Source organism: Colwellia sp. MT41 (assembly GCF_001444365.1).
Taxonomy (GTDB): Bacteria; Pseudomonadota; Gammaproteobacteria; order Enterobacterales; family Alteromonadaceae; genus Colwellia; species Colwellia marinimaniae.
In genome coordinates this window covers 3,418,078-3,435,337 of record NZ_CP013145.1, presented here as the reverse complement: position 1 = coordinate 3,435,337, position 17,260 = coordinate 3,418,078, and the positions used below count along the sequence as shown (strand labels likewise).

At 40.0% G+C, this 17,260-nt stretch carries 10 protein-coding genes; 4 read left to right on the top strand and 6 right to left on the bottom strand.

The genetic code is table 11. The features are described from left to right. The first annotated feature begins 157 nt into the window (after positions 1–157). The 3 genes from CMT41_RS14595 to CMT41_RS14585 all read left to right on the top strand — a co-directional run bounded on the left by CMT41_RS14595 (position 158) and on the right by CMT41_RS14585 (position 2,332). Positions 158–508, top strand: coding sequence for a RidA family protein (locus tag CMT41_RS14595; protein WP_335338161.1), 351 nt, complete (start codon positions 158–160; stop codon positions 506–508). 101 nt (positions 509–609) lie between these two features. Then, positions 610–816: a glutathione S-transferase C-terminal domain-containing protein gene (locus CMT41_RS14590; RefSeq protein WP_058027680.1), complete on the top strand. Its 207-nt coding sequence runs from the start codon at positions 610–612 to the stop codon at positions 814–816. A gap of 4 nt (positions 817–820) precedes the next feature. After that, positions 821–2,332 carry a protein adenylyltransferase SelO gene (locus CMT41_RS14585; RefSeq protein ID WP_442855045.1) on the top strand — a complete coding sequence of 504 codons (1,512 nt, stop codon included), beginning with the start codon at positions 821–823 and terminating at the stop codon, positions 2,330–2,332. 36 nt (positions 2,333–2,368) lie between these two features. On the opposite strand, the gene CMT41_RS14580 is transcribed toward CMT41_RS14585, so the two are convergent. The 3 genes from CMT41_RS14580 to CMT41_RS14570 all read right to left on the bottom strand — a co-directional run bounded on the left by CMT41_RS14580 (position 2,369) and on the right by CMT41_RS14570 (position 6,137). Then, positions 2,369–3,151: a LytR/AlgR family response regulator transcription factor gene (locus CMT41_RS14580; protein WP_058027679.1), complete on the bottom strand. Its 783-nt coding sequence runs from the start codon at positions 3,149–3,151 to the stop codon at positions 2,369–2,371. Further along, positions 3,148–4,158: a sensor histidine kinase gene (locus CMT41_RS14575; protein WP_057182164.1), complete on the bottom strand. Its 1,011-nt coding sequence runs from the start codon at positions 4,156–4,158 to the stop codon at positions 3,148–3,150. The genes CMT41_RS14580 and CMT41_RS14575 overlap by 4 nt, the downstream gene beginning before the upstream one ends. Before the next feature lie 110 nt (positions 4,159–4,268). Continuing rightward, a complete protein-coding gene (locus CMT41_RS14570; RefSeq protein ID WP_058027678.1) occupies positions 4,269–6,137 on the bottom strand; it encodes a CIA30 family protein in 1,869 nt (622 codons plus the stop codon). Positions 6,138–6,420: 283 nt separating this feature from the next. Here CMT41_RS14570 and CMT41_RS14565 point away from each other — a divergent pair, with 283 nt between their 5' ends. After that, positions 6,421–8,460, top strand: a complete 2,040-nt coding sequence (locus CMT41_RS14565; RefSeq protein WP_057182671.1) for a RecQ family ATP-dependent DNA helicase — start codon at positions 6,421–6,423, stop codon at positions 8,458–8,460. A gap of 477 nt (positions 8,461–8,937) precedes the next feature. On the opposite strand, the gene CMT41_RS14560 is transcribed toward CMT41_RS14565, so the two are convergent. The 3 genes from CMT41_RS14560 to CMT41_RS14550 all read right to left on the bottom strand — a co-directional run bounded on the left by CMT41_RS14560 (position 8,938) and on the right by CMT41_RS14550 (position 16,811). Further along, positions 8,938–12,285, bottom strand: coding sequence for a collagenase (locus CMT41_RS14560; protein WP_058027677.1), 3,348 nt, complete (start codon positions 12,283–12,285; stop codon positions 8,938–8,940). 147 nt (positions 12,286–12,432) lie between these two features. Then, positions 12,433–12,987, bottom strand: coding sequence for a PEP-CTERM sorting domain-containing protein (locus CMT41_RS14555; RefSeq protein ID WP_057182154.1), 555 nt, complete (start codon positions 12,985–12,987; stop codon positions 12,433–12,435). A gap of 140 nt (positions 12,988–13,127) precedes the next feature. Continuing rightward, complete coding sequence (locus CMT41_RS14550) at positions 13,128–16,811, bottom strand: PKD domain-containing protein (RefSeq protein ID WP_058027676.1); 3,684 nt, start codon at positions 16,809–16,811, stop codon at positions 13,128–13,130. Positions 16,812–17,260 lie beyond the last annotated feature (449 nt).

The following is a 17,260-nucleotide window of genomic DNA, read 5'->3' as shown; positions in this document are numbered from 1 at the left end:
CAGGTATGAGAAAATTTTAAGTTTTGTTGAGGTGATAAAAGTAAGCTTCATAATCAGGGATGATTATGTAGAGCGCCCATGGATGGGTTTACCGCGTCTTACTTGTTTACCCCACAATACTTGAAATTAGCCTATTAATAAAAACTTTGGAAAACTAATCATGATTGAAAGACTAGAAACAAAACAAAGAATGAGTAGGGTTGTTAAACATAACGGTACTATTTATTTGTGTGGCCAAGTGGCGGCCGATGCCAGTAAAGACATTACCGAACAAACACAAACCATGCTGGATAAGGTTGATGCTTTGTTAATACAAGCAGGTAGTGACCGAGAGCACATCTTATCAGCGACCATCTATGTTAAAGACATGAGTTACTTTGCTGATATGAACGCTGTCTGGGATGCTTGGCTGCCAGAAGGGCATGCACCAGCACGCGCTTGTGTTGCTGCTAAAATGGCTAGAGCAGCCTTACTAGTAGAAATTTCAGTGGTTGCTGCTGAAATATAAGGTTACGGGCTGTTAATTGTTCGTGCCAAACAAACATGCTAGTTTAGCTATCTTATTAAATTGATAAGACGAAATATTAACTATGACTGACAATAGCTTTAATGTTTTGTTTATTTTACTTGGCGAGCAACACCCAACGACAACAGAGACATTTTTATGGTACGCAACTAAGCTCTTTTGATGCGACCGCTTACGCTATATTATGTCAGTTTATCTCAGTAAACTGTGAGCATGATTTTAATCGTAAAGCCCGTAGTTACCCTAACTTAATGCGCTATTGTCAGCGTATCGAACAAGAATTTTATTAGCGGAGTGAGTGCTTTGAAACTTTCCAATCACTACCATAAATTAGGTAGTAGTTTTTACCAGAAAACCCAGCCATCAGCCGTAGCTAGGCCAGTATTATTACTGTGGAATGAACCTTTAGCACAAGAACTACAAATAGACTATTCTGCCCAGCAAGATAGCGAGTTACTGGCACAATACTTCTCGGGTAGTAAATTAATTGACGGCAGTAAACCGATAGCGCAAGCCTATTCAGGTCACCAGTTTGGTCATTTTAATCCGCAACTCGGTGATGGTCGTGCACACTTATTAGGTGATCTTAGTGATAAGCAAGGTCAGTATTGGGATGTACAATTAAAAGGCTCAGGTACCAGTTTCTTTTCTCGACAAGGTGATGGCCGTTGCGCGCTAGGACCAGCACTACGTGAATATATAATGAGTGAGGCGATGTTCGCCTTAGGTGTGCCCACTACACGCTGTTTAGCCGTAGTCGCAACCGGTGAAGCGGTTTATCGAGAGCAAGCATTACCTGGCGCCGTGGTTACTCGTATTGCCACTAGTCATATTCGTGTTGGTACTTTTCAATATTTTTCTGCTCGTAATGATATTGAGTCCTTAAAGAAATTGACCAGTTATGCCATTGAACGCCACTTTCCCCAGCTTAAAGGCGTTGACGGTGATGCACTATCTGGCGAGCAAGTAGTTGATTTCTTTGCGGCGGTAATCGCCAAACAAGTTACCTTGGTTGTGTCATGGTTACGGGTTGGTTTTATTCATGGCGTGATGAATACCGATAATACCGCCATTTCAGGGGAAACCATTGATTACGGCCCATGTGCGATGATGAATCATTATCATAGTGATACTGTGTTTAGTTCTATTGATAGAAATGCGCGTTATGCTTTTGGTAACCAAAGTAAAATAATGCAGTGGAATATGGCGCGTCTTGCCGATTGTTTGTTACCGCTGATTGATGAAGATGAGGACATTGCCTCAGCTAAGTTAGCGCCCTTGTTGCAGCAGTTTACCGATGACTTTAAGCAAGGATATTTTATCATGATGGCTAACAAGTTAGGCATCGCTGAGCTGGAAGACACCGATCATGAATTGATCAATGATTTGCTCGGCATCATGGCCGAGAAGAAATTAGATTACAGCCAGTCTTTTGTCACCTTGCGCGATAACTTAAACCAAGCAGAAGTAGATAACCTCCTTGCTCAGGAAAGTGTCGATGATGAAGCGGAACAAGACAAGTGGCAGCAATGGCTAAAACGTTGGTATGTAAGAATCGCCGCCGACGTAAACGGGGCTAAGGCGTTGATGGCAAAAACTAACCCACTAGTTATTCCAAGAAACCATCATGTTGAAGCTATTTTAGCGACCAGCCAAGCTGCATATCAAGAAAATTCTGAGCTCTCAGATTTAAATAAGTTTCTAGCCGTAGTACAGCAACCTTATACACAATTAGATAATACTCACAATTATCAAGATGCACCCAGTGATGGTGATGAAAATTACCATACCTTCTGTGGTACCTAAGCTTTGTTAAGGCAGAAGCTTTAGTAGCTTTTTACGTTACAATCCTAATAACTGCTTTAACTTATCAGCACCAGCGCGACTGGTGCTGAGTTCTGTTTTATTGTCATCATCCATGATCACCATCAACTTGCCATTAAACCAACGTTGAATCTCTTTAATTTTATCGATATTAATTAGGTAACTTCGATGAATACGTACGAACTCTGCTGACGCTAATGATTGCTCTAAGCAGTCGAGCTTTTCTGATAAGTAATGATGCTCTTTACCATCCCAAGCTAAGCAATTACCTTGAGATGATTTGATAAAGAGTAAGTCACTTGGTGATAATATGGTCATGCGCTCACCATTTTTACTGATTAAGCGTTTAATCGGTGCGTTATTATTGAGTATATAGTTTTGTTCTTGTTGGCTTTTATCTATCGGTAAGCCAGCCAAAAACTGTTTTTTTGCTTTATCTATAGCCGCTTTTAACCGTCCCAGAGGGAAGGGCTTTAACAGGTAATCAGTAGATGACTGTTCAAAGGCTTGGATGGCAAATTGATCATAAGCAGTGGTAAAAATGATCAGTGGTTTATAATCAAGTAAACTTAATAACTCCATGCCGCTAATTTCAGGCATTTGAATATCCAGTAACACTAAATCAGGTTTTTGGGTATTAATTAGCGCCACAGCTTCCTTGCCTGTGGTGGCAAAACCGACCACGTCGATATCTGCAATAAGACTTAACTGATGGGCGAGTTTATCTCTGGCAGGTTTTTCATCGTCAGCAAAAATAACGCGCATTTTATTTGGCATTTCCTTACCCGTTAATTTATTCATAGTGCCATCTCCACCAATACAGTCGCTCCTTTGCGATTAGGGGTTGTACCGTTAGTTAAAATGACTTTACCTTGTGGTAACTGCTGCATGCGCAGTTGCAAGTTTTTCATGCCAATGCCCTTACCATAACCTTTGGTTAACACGGCTTCACTAAAACCAGAGCCGTTATCACTGATCGATATTCTTAATATTTCATCTTTACGGTTAATGACTTTTTCTACTTTAATGGTGATTGCCAGTTCGATTTGCTGAGCATTGTGCTTTATGGCGTTTTCAACAATAGGTTGTAAAATAAGTGGCGGAACTTGGATATTTAACAGCTCTGCTGGAATATCAAAGTTAACGATAAGTCGGTCGCCAAAGCGCGCTTTTTCGATATTCAAATACTTATCTATAATGGCAATTTCTTGTTGTAGAGAGACACTATTATCTTCGCCTGTATCTAAGGAATAGCGAAGAATATCAGCCAATTCATGCAATACTTCATCGGCTAAATCAGGGTTAGAATGAATATAAGCTGAAATTGTATTTAAGCTATTGAACATAAAATGCGGATTTAATTGGTACCTTAAGGTTTGCAATTGTGCTTGTTTCCTTGCCTGTTTTTCCTGTGATATTTTGCCTCTACTTTCAATAAATCGCGCAATAAAATAAATGGGTGTACCCCACGTTAGTCCACCAAGGAGTAAAAAATTCCCCAACGAAAATGAATCATTGAAGCTTAGCTGTAATAATTTCTCTGTAATGAGTAAACCTAGGCTCAGCATTATTACGGTAATTATCCACTCAATAAAAGCATTTTCAATGCCTCTAGCTCTAATATTAAAAATGATATAAGCCGCCGCCCAAACAGGTAACCAATAAAAGCTAATAAACCAGATAGTTGTTGCGAGAAGAGTGCTTAATGAAATATCTGACATGCCAGATATAATAAGACCAGCAGTAAAAGTGAGATCAACAATAAGCAGAGCAAAAAAACTGTATTTAAAAAAGGGCTGACGCAACATATTCTTCTCTACTTTTTTGGTGAAATATTGAGTTGTTATCTTAATTCAGCTAATAAAATGTAGCTGAATATTTTAGCTGTTTTTATAAAAATCAGCGTCAGCTTAACAAATTAAAAATAACTTATATTACTTATTTGTAAGGTGTTTTTGTTACTAGGTAATTGCTGCCCTGGCGTAGTACGCCACACTAAACTCAAACCCGCTAAGCTTTTTGCCGACCAATCTTTCTGGCTGCCAAAGCCAAATTGCTGCAATTGATTAAACGGAATTTCTACCGTTGTCCAAGTATCACTTGGCTGTAGTGTGGCAGAAAAGTGGTCCCAGTCTTGAACTTCGCTATGATAAACAGAAAGTCCAAACGGTACTTTGGAACCTTGGTAAGTTATTTTTACTCCCTTGAATTTCGAAGCGTCAATGGGCGTATCAAACATAACTTGCATACCAGCCCAGGCGCCAAAACCACCTGGTTTACCTAATTGAGTATCTATAGACAGCATATTATCTTGCTGCGCTAGTTTGGCGGTTGATTGACCTCCCATCATGGTATCGCTTATCGCCTGCCACTGAATTTCGCCACTAAAGTCATCAATAGTTTTTTTCGCTTTGTTGGCGATGACGGTTTCGACATTGCATGCGGCTCCTTGTGGTATTAGCTTTTTATTTTTGGCAATCAGATCTTTTCTATCAATTTTTATCCCTGATTTATACACTGCTTGGATATTACTTAACTGGCTAATGTCGTTAAGCGGGTTTTGTGCTAGTAAAATAAAACTTGCTTGAAATCCTACTTTTAATTGGCCTAGCTCTGCTGCATTAATTATTTTTGCCGCATCTATGGTCGCTGCATTTATTACTTGTGCATTCGTTAAGCCAGATTGACTCAGTGCTTGTAGTTCATTATGCAGACCGCTGCCATGTAAAGTATAAGGGTTGCCTGCATCAGAGCCTGTACCAATGATAATACCGGCTTGGGCAAGTATTCGAATATTTTGAAAAGAAACTTGCCGCTTTTGCCAAACGATATCTTGCCATTTTGATGGTTTTGCTACTTTATCAAATAAACAATGTTGCAGTTTATCTGGCACTGTCGCTAACAAAGTTTTGTTACTGCTAACTTGCTGATGTTTATATTCGGCACTGTGATTTTGAGTTACAGCGAGTGTTGGTATGTAAGCTACCTTGTGTTTAACCATTAAGGCGATAAACTCCTCATCAATTGCTTCGGTATTAATACCATGGGCTAAGGCAGTTGCACCCGCTTTAATTGCTCTTTTGCCATCGACTAAGCTAGATACATGGACAAAGTAAGGCAGTCCAGCCGCTTTTGAACGTCGGCCAATTTCGGTTAGTTGCTTATCAGTTAACGAAGCGCCATGACCCCCAAAGGTTTCAATAACCGCTTTAGTTAGATGAGGCTTGCGCGCCATATGTTGTTGCCATAAATCATCAATAGCCGAAAAATTAGTGACTTCTAAGGCACTACCACCAAACTGTGTGCCATGACCACCAGGATTGGTAAATAATACCCCGGCGTAAAATAAGTTTGGCGAGGTCTGTTTAGCGATTAATTGGCTGGCCTCGTTAAGGGTACTATCAAAGGAAAATAAGTCGACAATACTGGTGATACCAAAATATAAGTTTGAATTAAAATGTGATGCTACTGGTAAGTATTGAAACTCTTTACCGTAGTTGCTACCAGATGCACCAAGGTGAACATGTAAATCAATTAAGCCAGGTAGGGCGAAGTTATTATGTGCATCAACAATATTATCTGCGTTTTTGCTGTTAGCTTGGCTGGTGGTTATTTCAATAATCTTGCCATCTTCAATATACAAAGTACTTGGCTGGCTAAAAGCGCTTTGCTCCGCTTGGTATAAGCGAACATTGTCTATACGTAGATCAATGGCTTGAACACTTAGGCTACTAATACAGTTAAGGCCAGCCAATAGACTGGTCATGGTCAGTGATGATTTTTTCATTCATTAATCCCTTATATTTTATTTATTATGCTGTGCTATATCGTTGCAGCACTTTTGTCTTGATGGGATTAATTTAGCGCGTTAGCAGGGGCATGTCGGTCTACTTTCTTTGAACTGACATTATTTGCCTTTGAATCGACATAAAGACTGGTTTGATGATTTTAAATGGGCTGAACTAAGTATTTTTAGTTGATGCAAGGTATGATGAACAGATGAATAAGTGACTACCTTTAATGTGATAATACCCATGACCAACCCTACATTCGGCCAGCAAGCTCCACCAATGACTCAGCAAGTCAGACAAATTAGCGAATTAGCGCCATCACTCAAAAAAATCTTTGGCTTTGATGGCTTTCGCCCAGGACAGGAGCAGACCATTACGCAATTGTTAAATGGTCAATCTTCTTTAGCTATTTTTCCAACTGGCTCAGGTAAGTCCTTGTGTTATCAATTAACGGCGTTGCATTTGCCACATTTAACCTTAGTGGTATCCCCATTATTAGCCTTGATGAAAGATCAACTGGCCTTTTTGGCGAGCAAAGGTATTAAGGCGGCAAGCATTGATTCGACCCTAAAGGGTAATGAAGCTCAAACCGTGATGGCAGGGGTGCGTGACGGTAATATCAAAGTTTTGATGGTGTCGGTTGAGCGTTTTAAAAACGAAAGATTTAGGCAATTTATTGAATCTGTACCTGTATCTATGTTGGTGGTTGATGAAGCACATTGTATTTCAGAGTGGGGCCATAACTTTAGACCTGACTATTTAAAGTTACCTAGCTACTGCCAAGCGTTAAAAATTCCCTTGGTGTTATTACTTACTGCCACGGCTACCCGTAAAGTAAAAATGGACATGGCCGCTAAGTTTGCTATACGAGACGAACATATTGTGCAGACGGGTTTTTATCGCGCAAATCTTGATTTAAGTGTTGTGCCAGTGCTTGAGGTAGAAAAAAATGGCCTATTAGCGCAAATTATCTCTCAACAAAGTACTCAGCAACAAGGCCCAGGTATTGTCTATGTAACCTTGCAACAGAGTGCTGAAAAAGTTGCGCAATATTTAACGCAACAAGGCATTAATGCCTGTGCCTATCATGCCGGTTTTGATAGTGATACTCGCAGTCAGATTCAGCAAGATTTTATGGCGGGTAAAATTCAAGTGATTGTCGCCACCATTGCCTTTGGTATGGGCATAGATAAAAGTGATATCCGCTTCGTTATTCATTATGACTTACCTAAATCTATTGAAAACTACAGTCAAGAAATCGGTCGAGCAGGACGAGATGGACAACCAGCACAATGTTTTACCTTGGCAAATCTGGATGGTTTGAATACGGTGGAAAATTTTGTTTATGGCGATACCCCGGAATTTAACGGTATTGAAATGCTGCTTAACAGTATCAAAGATGAAGTAATAACCAGTGCTTATGACAGCAAGTGGGAGCTGCAAATATTGCAACTGTCTAATGCCGTTAATATTAAACAATTACCGTTAAAAACCTTACTGGTTCAGTTAGAGCTAGCTGGCGTGATTGAACCACTTTATGCTTATTTTGCCGATTTTAAAATTAAGCTGTTAAAGCCGAAAGATGAAATACTTAATAGTTTTAATGAGCAACGTAAAGATTTTCTGCAACGTATTTTTAACGCCACCGAGTTTAAAAAAGTCTGGGGTAGTTTAAATTTTGATAGCTTGTTAAAAGATAAAAGTATTGAGCGTAATCGTGTTATTGCTGCCCTAGAATACTTGCAAGAGCAACAGTTGATAGTACTGGAAACTAAAGGTATGACCGAGGTCTTTAAAATTAACCTTAATGAGTTAGCCGATCCTAGCTTGTGCCAAACCTTAAGTGACTACTTTAAAGACAATGAAGAAAAAGAAATAAAACGCATCGCCGCCTTAGTACGTTTTTTTCAACTTGATACTTGCTTAACGGTAAATCTAGCACGTTATTTTGATGATGATTTTTTTGGCAGTAACCGCCTAGATGCTAATGGTGCTAATGGCTCTGGTGGCTCAGGCACAGTGCCACAATGTGGACATTGTAGTGTTTGTCGCGGAAAAGTTGCCGTGCTTGCGCGCTCTCAAGAAAATACGCCATGGCCGAGTGATGAGACATTAAAGCATGGCATGACTGAATTAGCAGAGCGTCTCAGCGGTAAAATCAACCAACCTTTATCACTGGAAAGTTACTGCCGCTTTTTTGCTGGCATGACAGTGCCATTATTTGGCCGCAATAAAGTCAGACAATTATCAGGGTTTGGACTTTGTCAGCAACAAAGGTATCAAGCTATACGTGATAAGTTGGCGAGTTTAGCTGATTAAATTTATCCAAATAAATATCGAGAACTAAATATCGAGAAATAAATTAACTGTAAGTAGATAATGAAAAAAGTGGCTAATACCAAACGGATTAATGAATTGACCAATTTAGAGCTGCATTAGCGAGTTAAGAACGAAAAAAATGGATTAAACATAGTTATTCTATATTTTATTGATTTTTTGATGTTATTAGTTTGCTAATGAGCTCCTCAAGGGCGAGTTTAAAAGGCTTATAAGCGGCGTTATTGATTTTGACAAGGGAGTAACCATTCTCATCAATCAATGCCTTGCCTCTAAGCCTTTTAATTCTCGCTAAATGATCAATAAATTAGTCCGATTGGTATAAAATAGCCACTTTTTTATAGCTGTAATTGACCGTTAAATATTTAAAGGTAAATGTTTAACAATAAATACTTAATAGTAAAACAGTAGCAATGTTTATTAAGGTCTAACTAGCTAACATTGCTACCATCTTGCCTCTTACTCCGGTGTTGGGTTTGCGCTACAGCGATTGTAGGTACATATGCCTCTCATTAATCTCACATCGCGTGAATTAATAACACCATCTGCATTTAAATCAAATGAGATAGGCAGTGCTTCACCACGGCGAAGTGCTAAAGAAAATGCTCTGATGTCAATTCTATCGACATCGCCATCACCATCCATATCGCCAATGACAACATCGGGTACCTCGGGTTCAAAGAGTGCATTAGTAATTTCATAATCGTTACTAGTATCTTCTTCTGTCATCACAGCAACACCAGCACAATGTCCATTTTCATCAGTAATGGCGGCACGGCGGTTACCAAACCACTTCCAAGTTGAGGCACTGTCGTAAGTATCACCTTTGGCTAGTGTGGTAAAACCAAAACCTTCACTTAGTTCACCAGTAACATTATCAACACGATAAACCCGCACCGTGTGATCGCTGTTATTAACAAAGGAGAAGTCACTTTCAAAAGGTCCGACTAAATGCGGTGCTTTTAGCTCACAGCTACCAATGGTATTTGCTACGGGGATAACCTCTGGTGCAGCAGCTTTAGCCACAGTTGCTTCATCAACCGTAAAGCTACTAACGGCATTATTTAATACGCCAACACTTAAACAATTTAAGCTGGTATCGGTAACCATTAAGCGGCGATCACCATACCAAACATCGTTACTGTAACTTGCCCCTGGTGCTAATATACCGTAACCATGAGTAAAGTCATTGGCACCACTGGTGGTGATGATTTTACCGCTAGTATTATCAATTCTGAATAAGCGTACTGGCGTATCAGAGGTATTGGTAATGGTAAATTGATGTGATTCGTTCATGATCAAATGAGCTTGTGCTAATTCACAACTGCCCATTTGGTTTAATTCAGGAATGGTCTCAACAACGACATCTTTAACCAAGTCTTCATCGATAGTGAAAGTATTGTCATCTGCTGCCATTACCGCAACACCCAAACAATTCATGTTGTTATCGCTTAACATCATGCGATCGCCTACCGTCCAACTGGCTGAGGTGTAAGTATCACCCTGGTTTAAGGTTTTATAGTTTTTGCCAAAGTTAGTTTTACCGGTAGTACTATTTACCCAGAATAGTGAAACTGGCGTATCGGTAGTATTAGTAAAGGTAAAGTTAGTTTTACTGGCATCATAATAACGCGGATATTGCTGGACTAAGTCACAGCTGCCAATGGTATCAGCTGCCGGCATTTGTGCAGCGATTGGCGCCACTGTTTCAGAGTTTGCTAGTACAAATGCTGCAAAGCCTGAAGCTGTGCGCAGTACTACCTCTTTAAGTGTAGCGACATAAGCATTGTTATTGCCTGATTGTAAGGCGGTAACTAAAAGGTTTAAATCATCTTTATGCTGCTCACCTAAATAACGCATGGCAAAATAACCCCATTGATATAAGTTATCGTACTCATAACTCATAAATAGGATGTTATATAAAGGGGGAATGGTTTCACCTTTTAGGGTATTTAAGGTACGGGGATGTTCTTTACCCATGGCCATATATTCAGCCAAGCCTTCAGACCAAGCGACGTTATAGTCAAATGAACCGTATGAGCCTGATTTTATATAACGACCGTCAAGGTAGTGGGTAAATTCATGTCTTAAGTTATAAATTTGATCTTCATATTGGCATGAACCACCTACCCAAGAGTCAGGGCATTGCATGGCAATAAAGCGTGCTTGGTTACCTTGCGCTGTTGGTGTGCCTTCTAAATACATACCGCCATTATCAGTACTGATACCAAAAAATTCGCCAGCATATTTTTCATAATCGTCCGGACTAGCAAAGGCAATCACTTCAATGTGTTCATTCAAATCGCCAGCAACAGGCGTGCCGGCAGTATTAAAGAAAGCATGAAATTCACTTTCTTGTCGTGCCATATCTGCACATGACTGAGCCAGTGTTGCTTGGCTGATTGAGCCTTGTGCGCGTATAGTAATGTTGTCAGTACAAGCATGGTTAACCGTTAAAATATCTGCTACTTTAGGCGGCACAATACAGCTACCAAATAAGGCATCACCCGCTTCACAACTACGTCCGGCATTCTCTAAGTAGTTTTTAGTAACAATAATACTGGCGGTTTCTACTGAGATATCAGCGATTACTTTACCGTGCGCCTCTAAAATAGTGCTATCAAAACGGGCTTTCGCTTCATCGGTAGCAATAGTTGAAATTTTACCCATAGCATTAAACGAATGCGGCAGTATCCATTTTCTGTCATCTTCAGTAGACCAGCGCATATCAAGGGATGTTTCACCTAAAAATACAAATGAGCGCATCACCGATAATACCTCTAACATATTGTCGTTATAGGCGGCTTTAACTGGGGCATCACCATAATAGGCGGCAGAAGCAATAGTACCCATTAATGCCATGGTGGTATCGCCGGCATTACTTAGTGAGAATGGCTTGCTTTGCTCAGAGTAATATTGAATAAGACCTAATAAATGCGGTAAATGATCTTTAAAATGTACCGCGCCCGAGTAGCGCTGTAAGTTTGTTAATGCATAAGCATAACCTTCTTGTATCACGCTGCCCGCAGGGCTGACAAAATTGCTCATTTGAGTAACCGCTAATAATGCCGTACTTAAATCTTCAGCTTCTGAGTCCGTCATCTGCTCAGCATAATATTTATAAGTGGCTAAAAAGTATAATAACTGGTTTAAATCCGGATCGGTTAAATCATCTGCTTCGCTTAGATAATGAAGGGCTTGAGATACATCTGTTATTGGGTCGTTCACAGCGCCGGCAATGGTTTTAAAACCATTATAATCTGAGGCTAAAATTTCAGCAATGCTAGCGCCATATTGTGCTTTAGAGCTAATAAGTGCCGCAGGTACGTTAACAAATGTACTGGTAGGATAAATAATATAATCACCCATAGGCTCAGGTGGCTCTGGAATATCACCACCGCTAATGTTAACAATTAAACTGGTTTGTTGAATGTTGCCGCCAATGTGGAAGTAACGTTTACCAGCATGGGAGACAAATGAAATACTTTCATCGTTGGTATCAGGGTTGCTACTACTCGCTTCAACATCGCCGTCTCCCCACCAAGTACCCGGGTAAAGGGTTATATCAGCATCAGAGCCAGTAAAAGTACCACCCGAAGTAGTAATGGTTACCTCGCTATTATCGTAAGGCACAGTGACATATAAGTAATGGCCATAATCGGTAATACAATGCATTTCGTTAGCAGGAACTTCGCCTTGACGAGGTAGTGTTTTTTCTCCACACATGTCAGCAGCTTGGACATTAGCGATATTCATCGACAGTAATAGTGCGCTAGCAAGTAGCGACTTTTTAGGTAATATTTTCATTGTGAGACCGTTGCAAGTTTGTTGAATTTATAATTATTTTGATAGGTAAACATCGCCGTACTGAGTAAGTTGTCTAGACAACTTACTCAGTTAACTCAATGCATCCATTTATTGTTTTTTTATTAACTTAGAGGTTTACGTGATTATTTACTTAGCTTTACGACGGCTGCTAACTAAAGCAAAACCAGCTAACATCATCATAAATACAGCACTGGGCTCAGATACCGCAACAGCAGAACTCACATTAACTGAACTTGCACCAGAAAAAGCTATAGTATAATCATCAAATGCTGACGGGTTAAAGAAGTTAGCTATTGAGAAGTCAGTGAAGCCTTCAGAACCCGCAATTAAATTAAAGCTTGCTAGGACAAAGTCACCTGCTGCCCTTATTGAAAAATCATCGGTAAAAAAGTTAAATGCTAAACCAAAATCTTCGGCAGATACTTCTAAGCCATTAAAATTGATATTATCATCGGCTAAAGTCAAGCCACTACTCAATGAGCTTGCATCATAAGAGACAACAGAATTGTCAAAATTGAAGTCAAACCAGAACATATCTGTCTCGTCAAAATTACTGGCACTAATAGTCACCAATACTGATTCGCCTACTGAAACCTCATCAGCAGAAATATCTATAGTTAGTAAACCAGCATTTGCATTAAAGCCGATAAGTAAAGTAAGCATTGCAATAAATTTTTTCATGGTCTTTCCTTTTATTATTTTAGTTATTTTTATGAAGTGTTATTAATAAATTTTATTCATTATTTTAAAATAAGCCAGACTCGCGACTGGCTGCTTTGTATTTTTTAGAGGTATTTTTATTTTATGATTTTATTTTGTAATTACTGAACTGGGCGACAGCCCTGAGTATCAAAATCAATCACTATAGTAGCGCCTGAACTGGCACCAGTAAGCTCAATGTAGCTCCAGTAATCCATTTCTGGCGTTAACTCAAGGTAGATACAAGCTTGGTTATTGGCTTCAGTAGAAGAGGCATCAAAACTGGAGTTATTAAGGTTTACCCAACCGCTATTACGGTAATACAGTGATATATCACCTCCGCCATGGGCGACAGTAATGGCGATACTTTTATGATTGTTAATTTCAGGAACTGAGAAGCTTTGACGGCTGTCAGCACCTAAACAGGTAACACTGCCCGCTGCTAATGTGCCATCAGTAAAGGCCGGCTGATTTGTACAGCTATCTAACAATGCGCCGTAATTAACATTAAGGGCAATAGTGTCAGTTGCTGTCATACCATCATTATCAGTAACCGTTAGTACTACGCTGTAGCTACCAACTTGCTGGTAAGCATGGCTTGGATTTGCTTGGCTACTGGTAGCGCCGTCACCAAAATTCCAGGCATAGCTAACAATGCGTCCGTAATTATCATTTGAACCAGCACTGCTAAAGGCAATACTTGCAAATTGTTCAACGTTATCATTGCTCGAAGCCATTGCTGTAGGTGGCTCTGGCGGCGGAGCTATGGTGCTACAGCGGTTATAAGAACAAATACTTCTCATCGCGCGCACGTCACGTGAGTTAACCACACCATCACCATTAATATCGAAAGCTAGGTCTAATTGCTCACCACGACGAATTGCTAATGATAAAGCACGCATATCATCTCTATCAACATCGCCATCGCCATCCATATCACCCGCTGGATTGATGATTACTGTCGCAGTAGCGGTAGCAGTAGCGCCATCGTTATCGGTAACCGTTAAGCTAATGTTATATTGACCCGCTTGTGCGTAGTTATGCTGAGGATTTTCTAAGTCACTAGTATTACCGTCACCTAAGTTCCACAAGTAACTAACAATGTAACCATCTTCATCCATTGAACCAGCACTACTCAACGTTAAGGCATTACCGGTAAAGCCGGTATAACTTGCACCTGCTTGCGCAATGGGCAACTCGTTAGGCATTGAATGGTCGGCATCATCTCTAATGTCGTAATACGCTTTGAAAGTAACGTCACTGTAAGCATCAAAAGGGTCAATCATGACATTAAAAATACCGCCTTGGTTAAATTGACAGCTTTCTAATGCACCTGGACCTTCCCAAGGGCGACAAGTAAAGGACTCAATGGATACCGCTTTGTTGTGACTGACATGTAAATCTGGATCGCCACTTGAGCCAGCAACAATTTCAATCACTACCAAAGATGCTGCCGTTGGTACGCTGAATTTATAACTGCGTGGCTCACTACCTTTAGCCGCAGATAAACCAATTTCTTCGGTTAAATAAACACGGCTACAACCATCACATAACACCGCATCATTAGGGTTATATAAAGTGATATCAACAACCGTATTAGTCGTGCTACTCACACCCATATCATCAGTCACCGTTAAGCTGGCATGGTACTGACCTAGTTGGTTATAAACATAAACAGGGTTTGTTTCTGTGCTGTTATCGCCATTACCAAAGTCCCAAAGGTAGCTAACAATACTGCCATCTACATCTGTTGAAGAGTCACCGTTAAAGTGCACTTCATGGTCAAGCATTGCTTGGTAGTTAGGGTTAGTATTGGCAAAAGGTGGCTGATTGCTATCATCACTTGTTTCATAATAAACATGTAATTCGCCATCCCAATATTCAGCAAAGGGGTCGATTAAGATATTAAAGGTACCGCCTTGAGCAAACTCACAGTACTCGGCTAATTTAGCGGCGCTAAAGGGCTTACAATCGGCAGTATTCATATCTACCGGTTTATTGCGACTGATATACATATCAGGATCGCCGCCATAAGCACCAGCAAAAACGATAACCACTTTTTCCGCGCTATCAGGGATAGTAAATTGATATTTTTTCGGCGCTACACCCGCAGCAGACCATATGCCAGCTTGCTTAATAACGTGGTAACGTTTATTACCTGCGGCTAATAAAGGATCTTCAACCGCTAATACTTGCAAGTTAGCTTGCTCATATTCGCTAAAGGCATGCACAGTGGCATAATAAGTTTCATTAGCCTTAGGACCTAAAACACCAATAAACTCTGGCGTTGCTGCAGATAAAAATGATATGTAATCCGCTTGCCAGCTGCCGTCGGCTAAGAGTCTCGATTCTTGACCTGCCGATACGTACATATCAGGGTCTTGCTCATAACCCGATAAGTAAAATGCCAAAGCTTGTGTGCCAACAGGTGCATCAATGACAAAAGTATCGATGGCATCTTTTTCTGCTGATAAGTTATCAAAGCTAGCGATAAGCTCACCAACTGGACCATTATCAGTACCTGAAATACCATCCCACGGATGATCGGCATTGCTGGTGTAAGCTGTTAAACCGGTAGCAATAAGGTTGTCATTTGACCAAAGTGTTGCCCGTGCATCGCCATGTAAAGCAGCGGTCATACGCGCTACTTGCCCTTGAGTAAACATGGCATAGTTGCTGGTATAGTGCATGAAGTTTTCGGTGTTGGTCGGCTGACCAAGACAGTTTGGTGAGTTTTCATACATGTCAGTTGATAACGACATTTGCGGAGTATCACAGCTTCTATCGCCGGTTAAAGCACAAAAGGTTTCGTTTGCTAATGAACAGCTATTACCGGCAAAGGTATGTGGTAGATTCAACCAATGGCCAAACTCATGGGTTAATACCGAACGGAAATTTTCATCAGTATTATCACCAACATACCAACCGTTATAAACCACACGAGAAGTGTTGGCTTGGCTCATCGCTATATCAGGATACCAAGCAACGCCTGAGTTATTGCTTGAACCATCATCATACAAGTCGTTCATAATATAAACGTTCATGTACTTAAAGTTATCCCAAGCATCCCCAGCAATGGCAGTATCTGCACCGCTGCCATTACCATAACCTGCTTGCTCACGGCCGTAACGTACAATACCTGTGGTGTCAGCACCCGTTGGAGATTTCTTCGCTAAAACAAACTCAATATTTAAGTTGTCACGAATGGCTTGAAACTGTGGGGCAATGGGACCGTCTTGAGTATTGGTACCGAGAAAATCTTCATTAAGACGTTGTAGGGCATCAATAATTTTTGCATCTGTTAAGCAGCTTTGTGCCGCATCATCACAGGTAAAATCTGCACCGTAAACATGAAAAACTACCGGAATATAATAACGTCCCGCTACACCATTGTCGGCTACCGCTGCAGCTAAGCTGCTGGTTCTAGCCAAAAGACTGCTTGCTAAAGATCGACTCGATAGCGATTTAATGGCCTTGCTCGATGACAAGGTAAATTGTTTAAGCTCTTTGTTTAATTTTTTTTGTAATTTATGCCAGTCTTGGCCGTTATCATCAATGGCACAAACTTGGTTTGCCGCACTAACACTCGACGGATGAACATTGCGACTTTTCCGTAAACTTTTTGCTAGGGTCTTGCCCTTAACAAGTGTTTTTTGTTTTGCAGACGTCGACTGTTTACTTGTTGGTATTTTTAATTCTTTAGCAAAGCCATTATCAGACGTTTGCTTTCCCGCTACAGCAGTTAGTGATGCACATAACATCATTAACATAGACAGACTCATTATTTTATTGTTGATGAGAGTCATTTTCTATCCTTGGTTATTATTATATTTTTATCTGATAGCCAGTTACTTATCTTATCCCTAAGTTACAAATTCACTATAAAAGCACTGTTTATCAAAGCTTTGTTGTTTTTTATTTATTAACTTGCTACAAAATTTTTAAAAAAGCCTAAAGGTTATAAAGTAATCGTATATTGTAGCGAAAATCATCATAAACAATATTAGATATATTGTATATCTTATATTCCCCGTGTTTTTTACAAAATTTACATTTTTATAACGCTTAAATAGCCGCTAATAAAAAGGCAAGGCGTGCTAATGGCGGCGTGAAGAGGAAAACCTAAAGAAAAACTATGCTGTTCAAACAGAGAAAAATATGAATAGATCAATAAGTTCTAACTATATTGTTAAAAGATGTAACCAAGCGGTGTCCTAGGGTTGCATTAATGTAGTAAATAGTAATAATAACAATT

Excerpts from the sequence above, each read along its gene's own strand:
- CMT41_RS14555 (WP_057182154.1), bottom strand. The coding sequence starts at position 12,987 with ATGAAAAAATTTATTGCAATGCTTACTTTACTTATCGGCTTTAATGCA.
- CMT41_RS14580 (WP_058027679.1), bottom strand. The coding sequence starts at position 3,151 with ATGAATAAATTAACGGGTAAGGAAATGCCAAATAAAATGCGCGTTATT.
- CMT41_RS14570 (WP_058027678.1), bottom strand. The coding sequence starts at position 6,137 with ATGAAAAAATCATCACTGACCATGACCAGTCTATTGGCTGGCCTTAAC.
- CMT41_RS14550 (WP_058027676.1), bottom strand. The coding sequence starts at position 16,811 with ATGACTCTCATCAACAATAAAATAATGAGTCTGTCTATGTTAATGATG.
- CMT41_RS14575 (WP_057182164.1), bottom strand. The coding sequence starts at position 4,158 with ATGTTGCGTCAGCCCTTTTTTAAATACAGTTTTTTTGCTCTGCTTATT.
- CMT41_RS14565 (WP_057182671.1), top strand. The coding sequence starts at position 6,421 with ATGACTCAGCAAGTCAGACAAATTAGCGAATTAGCGCCATCACTCAAA.
- CMT41_RS14560 (WP_058027677.1), bottom strand. The coding sequence starts at position 12,285 with ATGAAAATATTACCTAAAAAGTCGCTACTTGCTAGCGCACTATTACTG.
- CMT41_RS14590 (WP_058027680.1), top strand. The coding sequence starts at position 610 with ATGTTTTGTTTATTTTACTTGGCGAGCAACACCCAACGACAACAGAGA.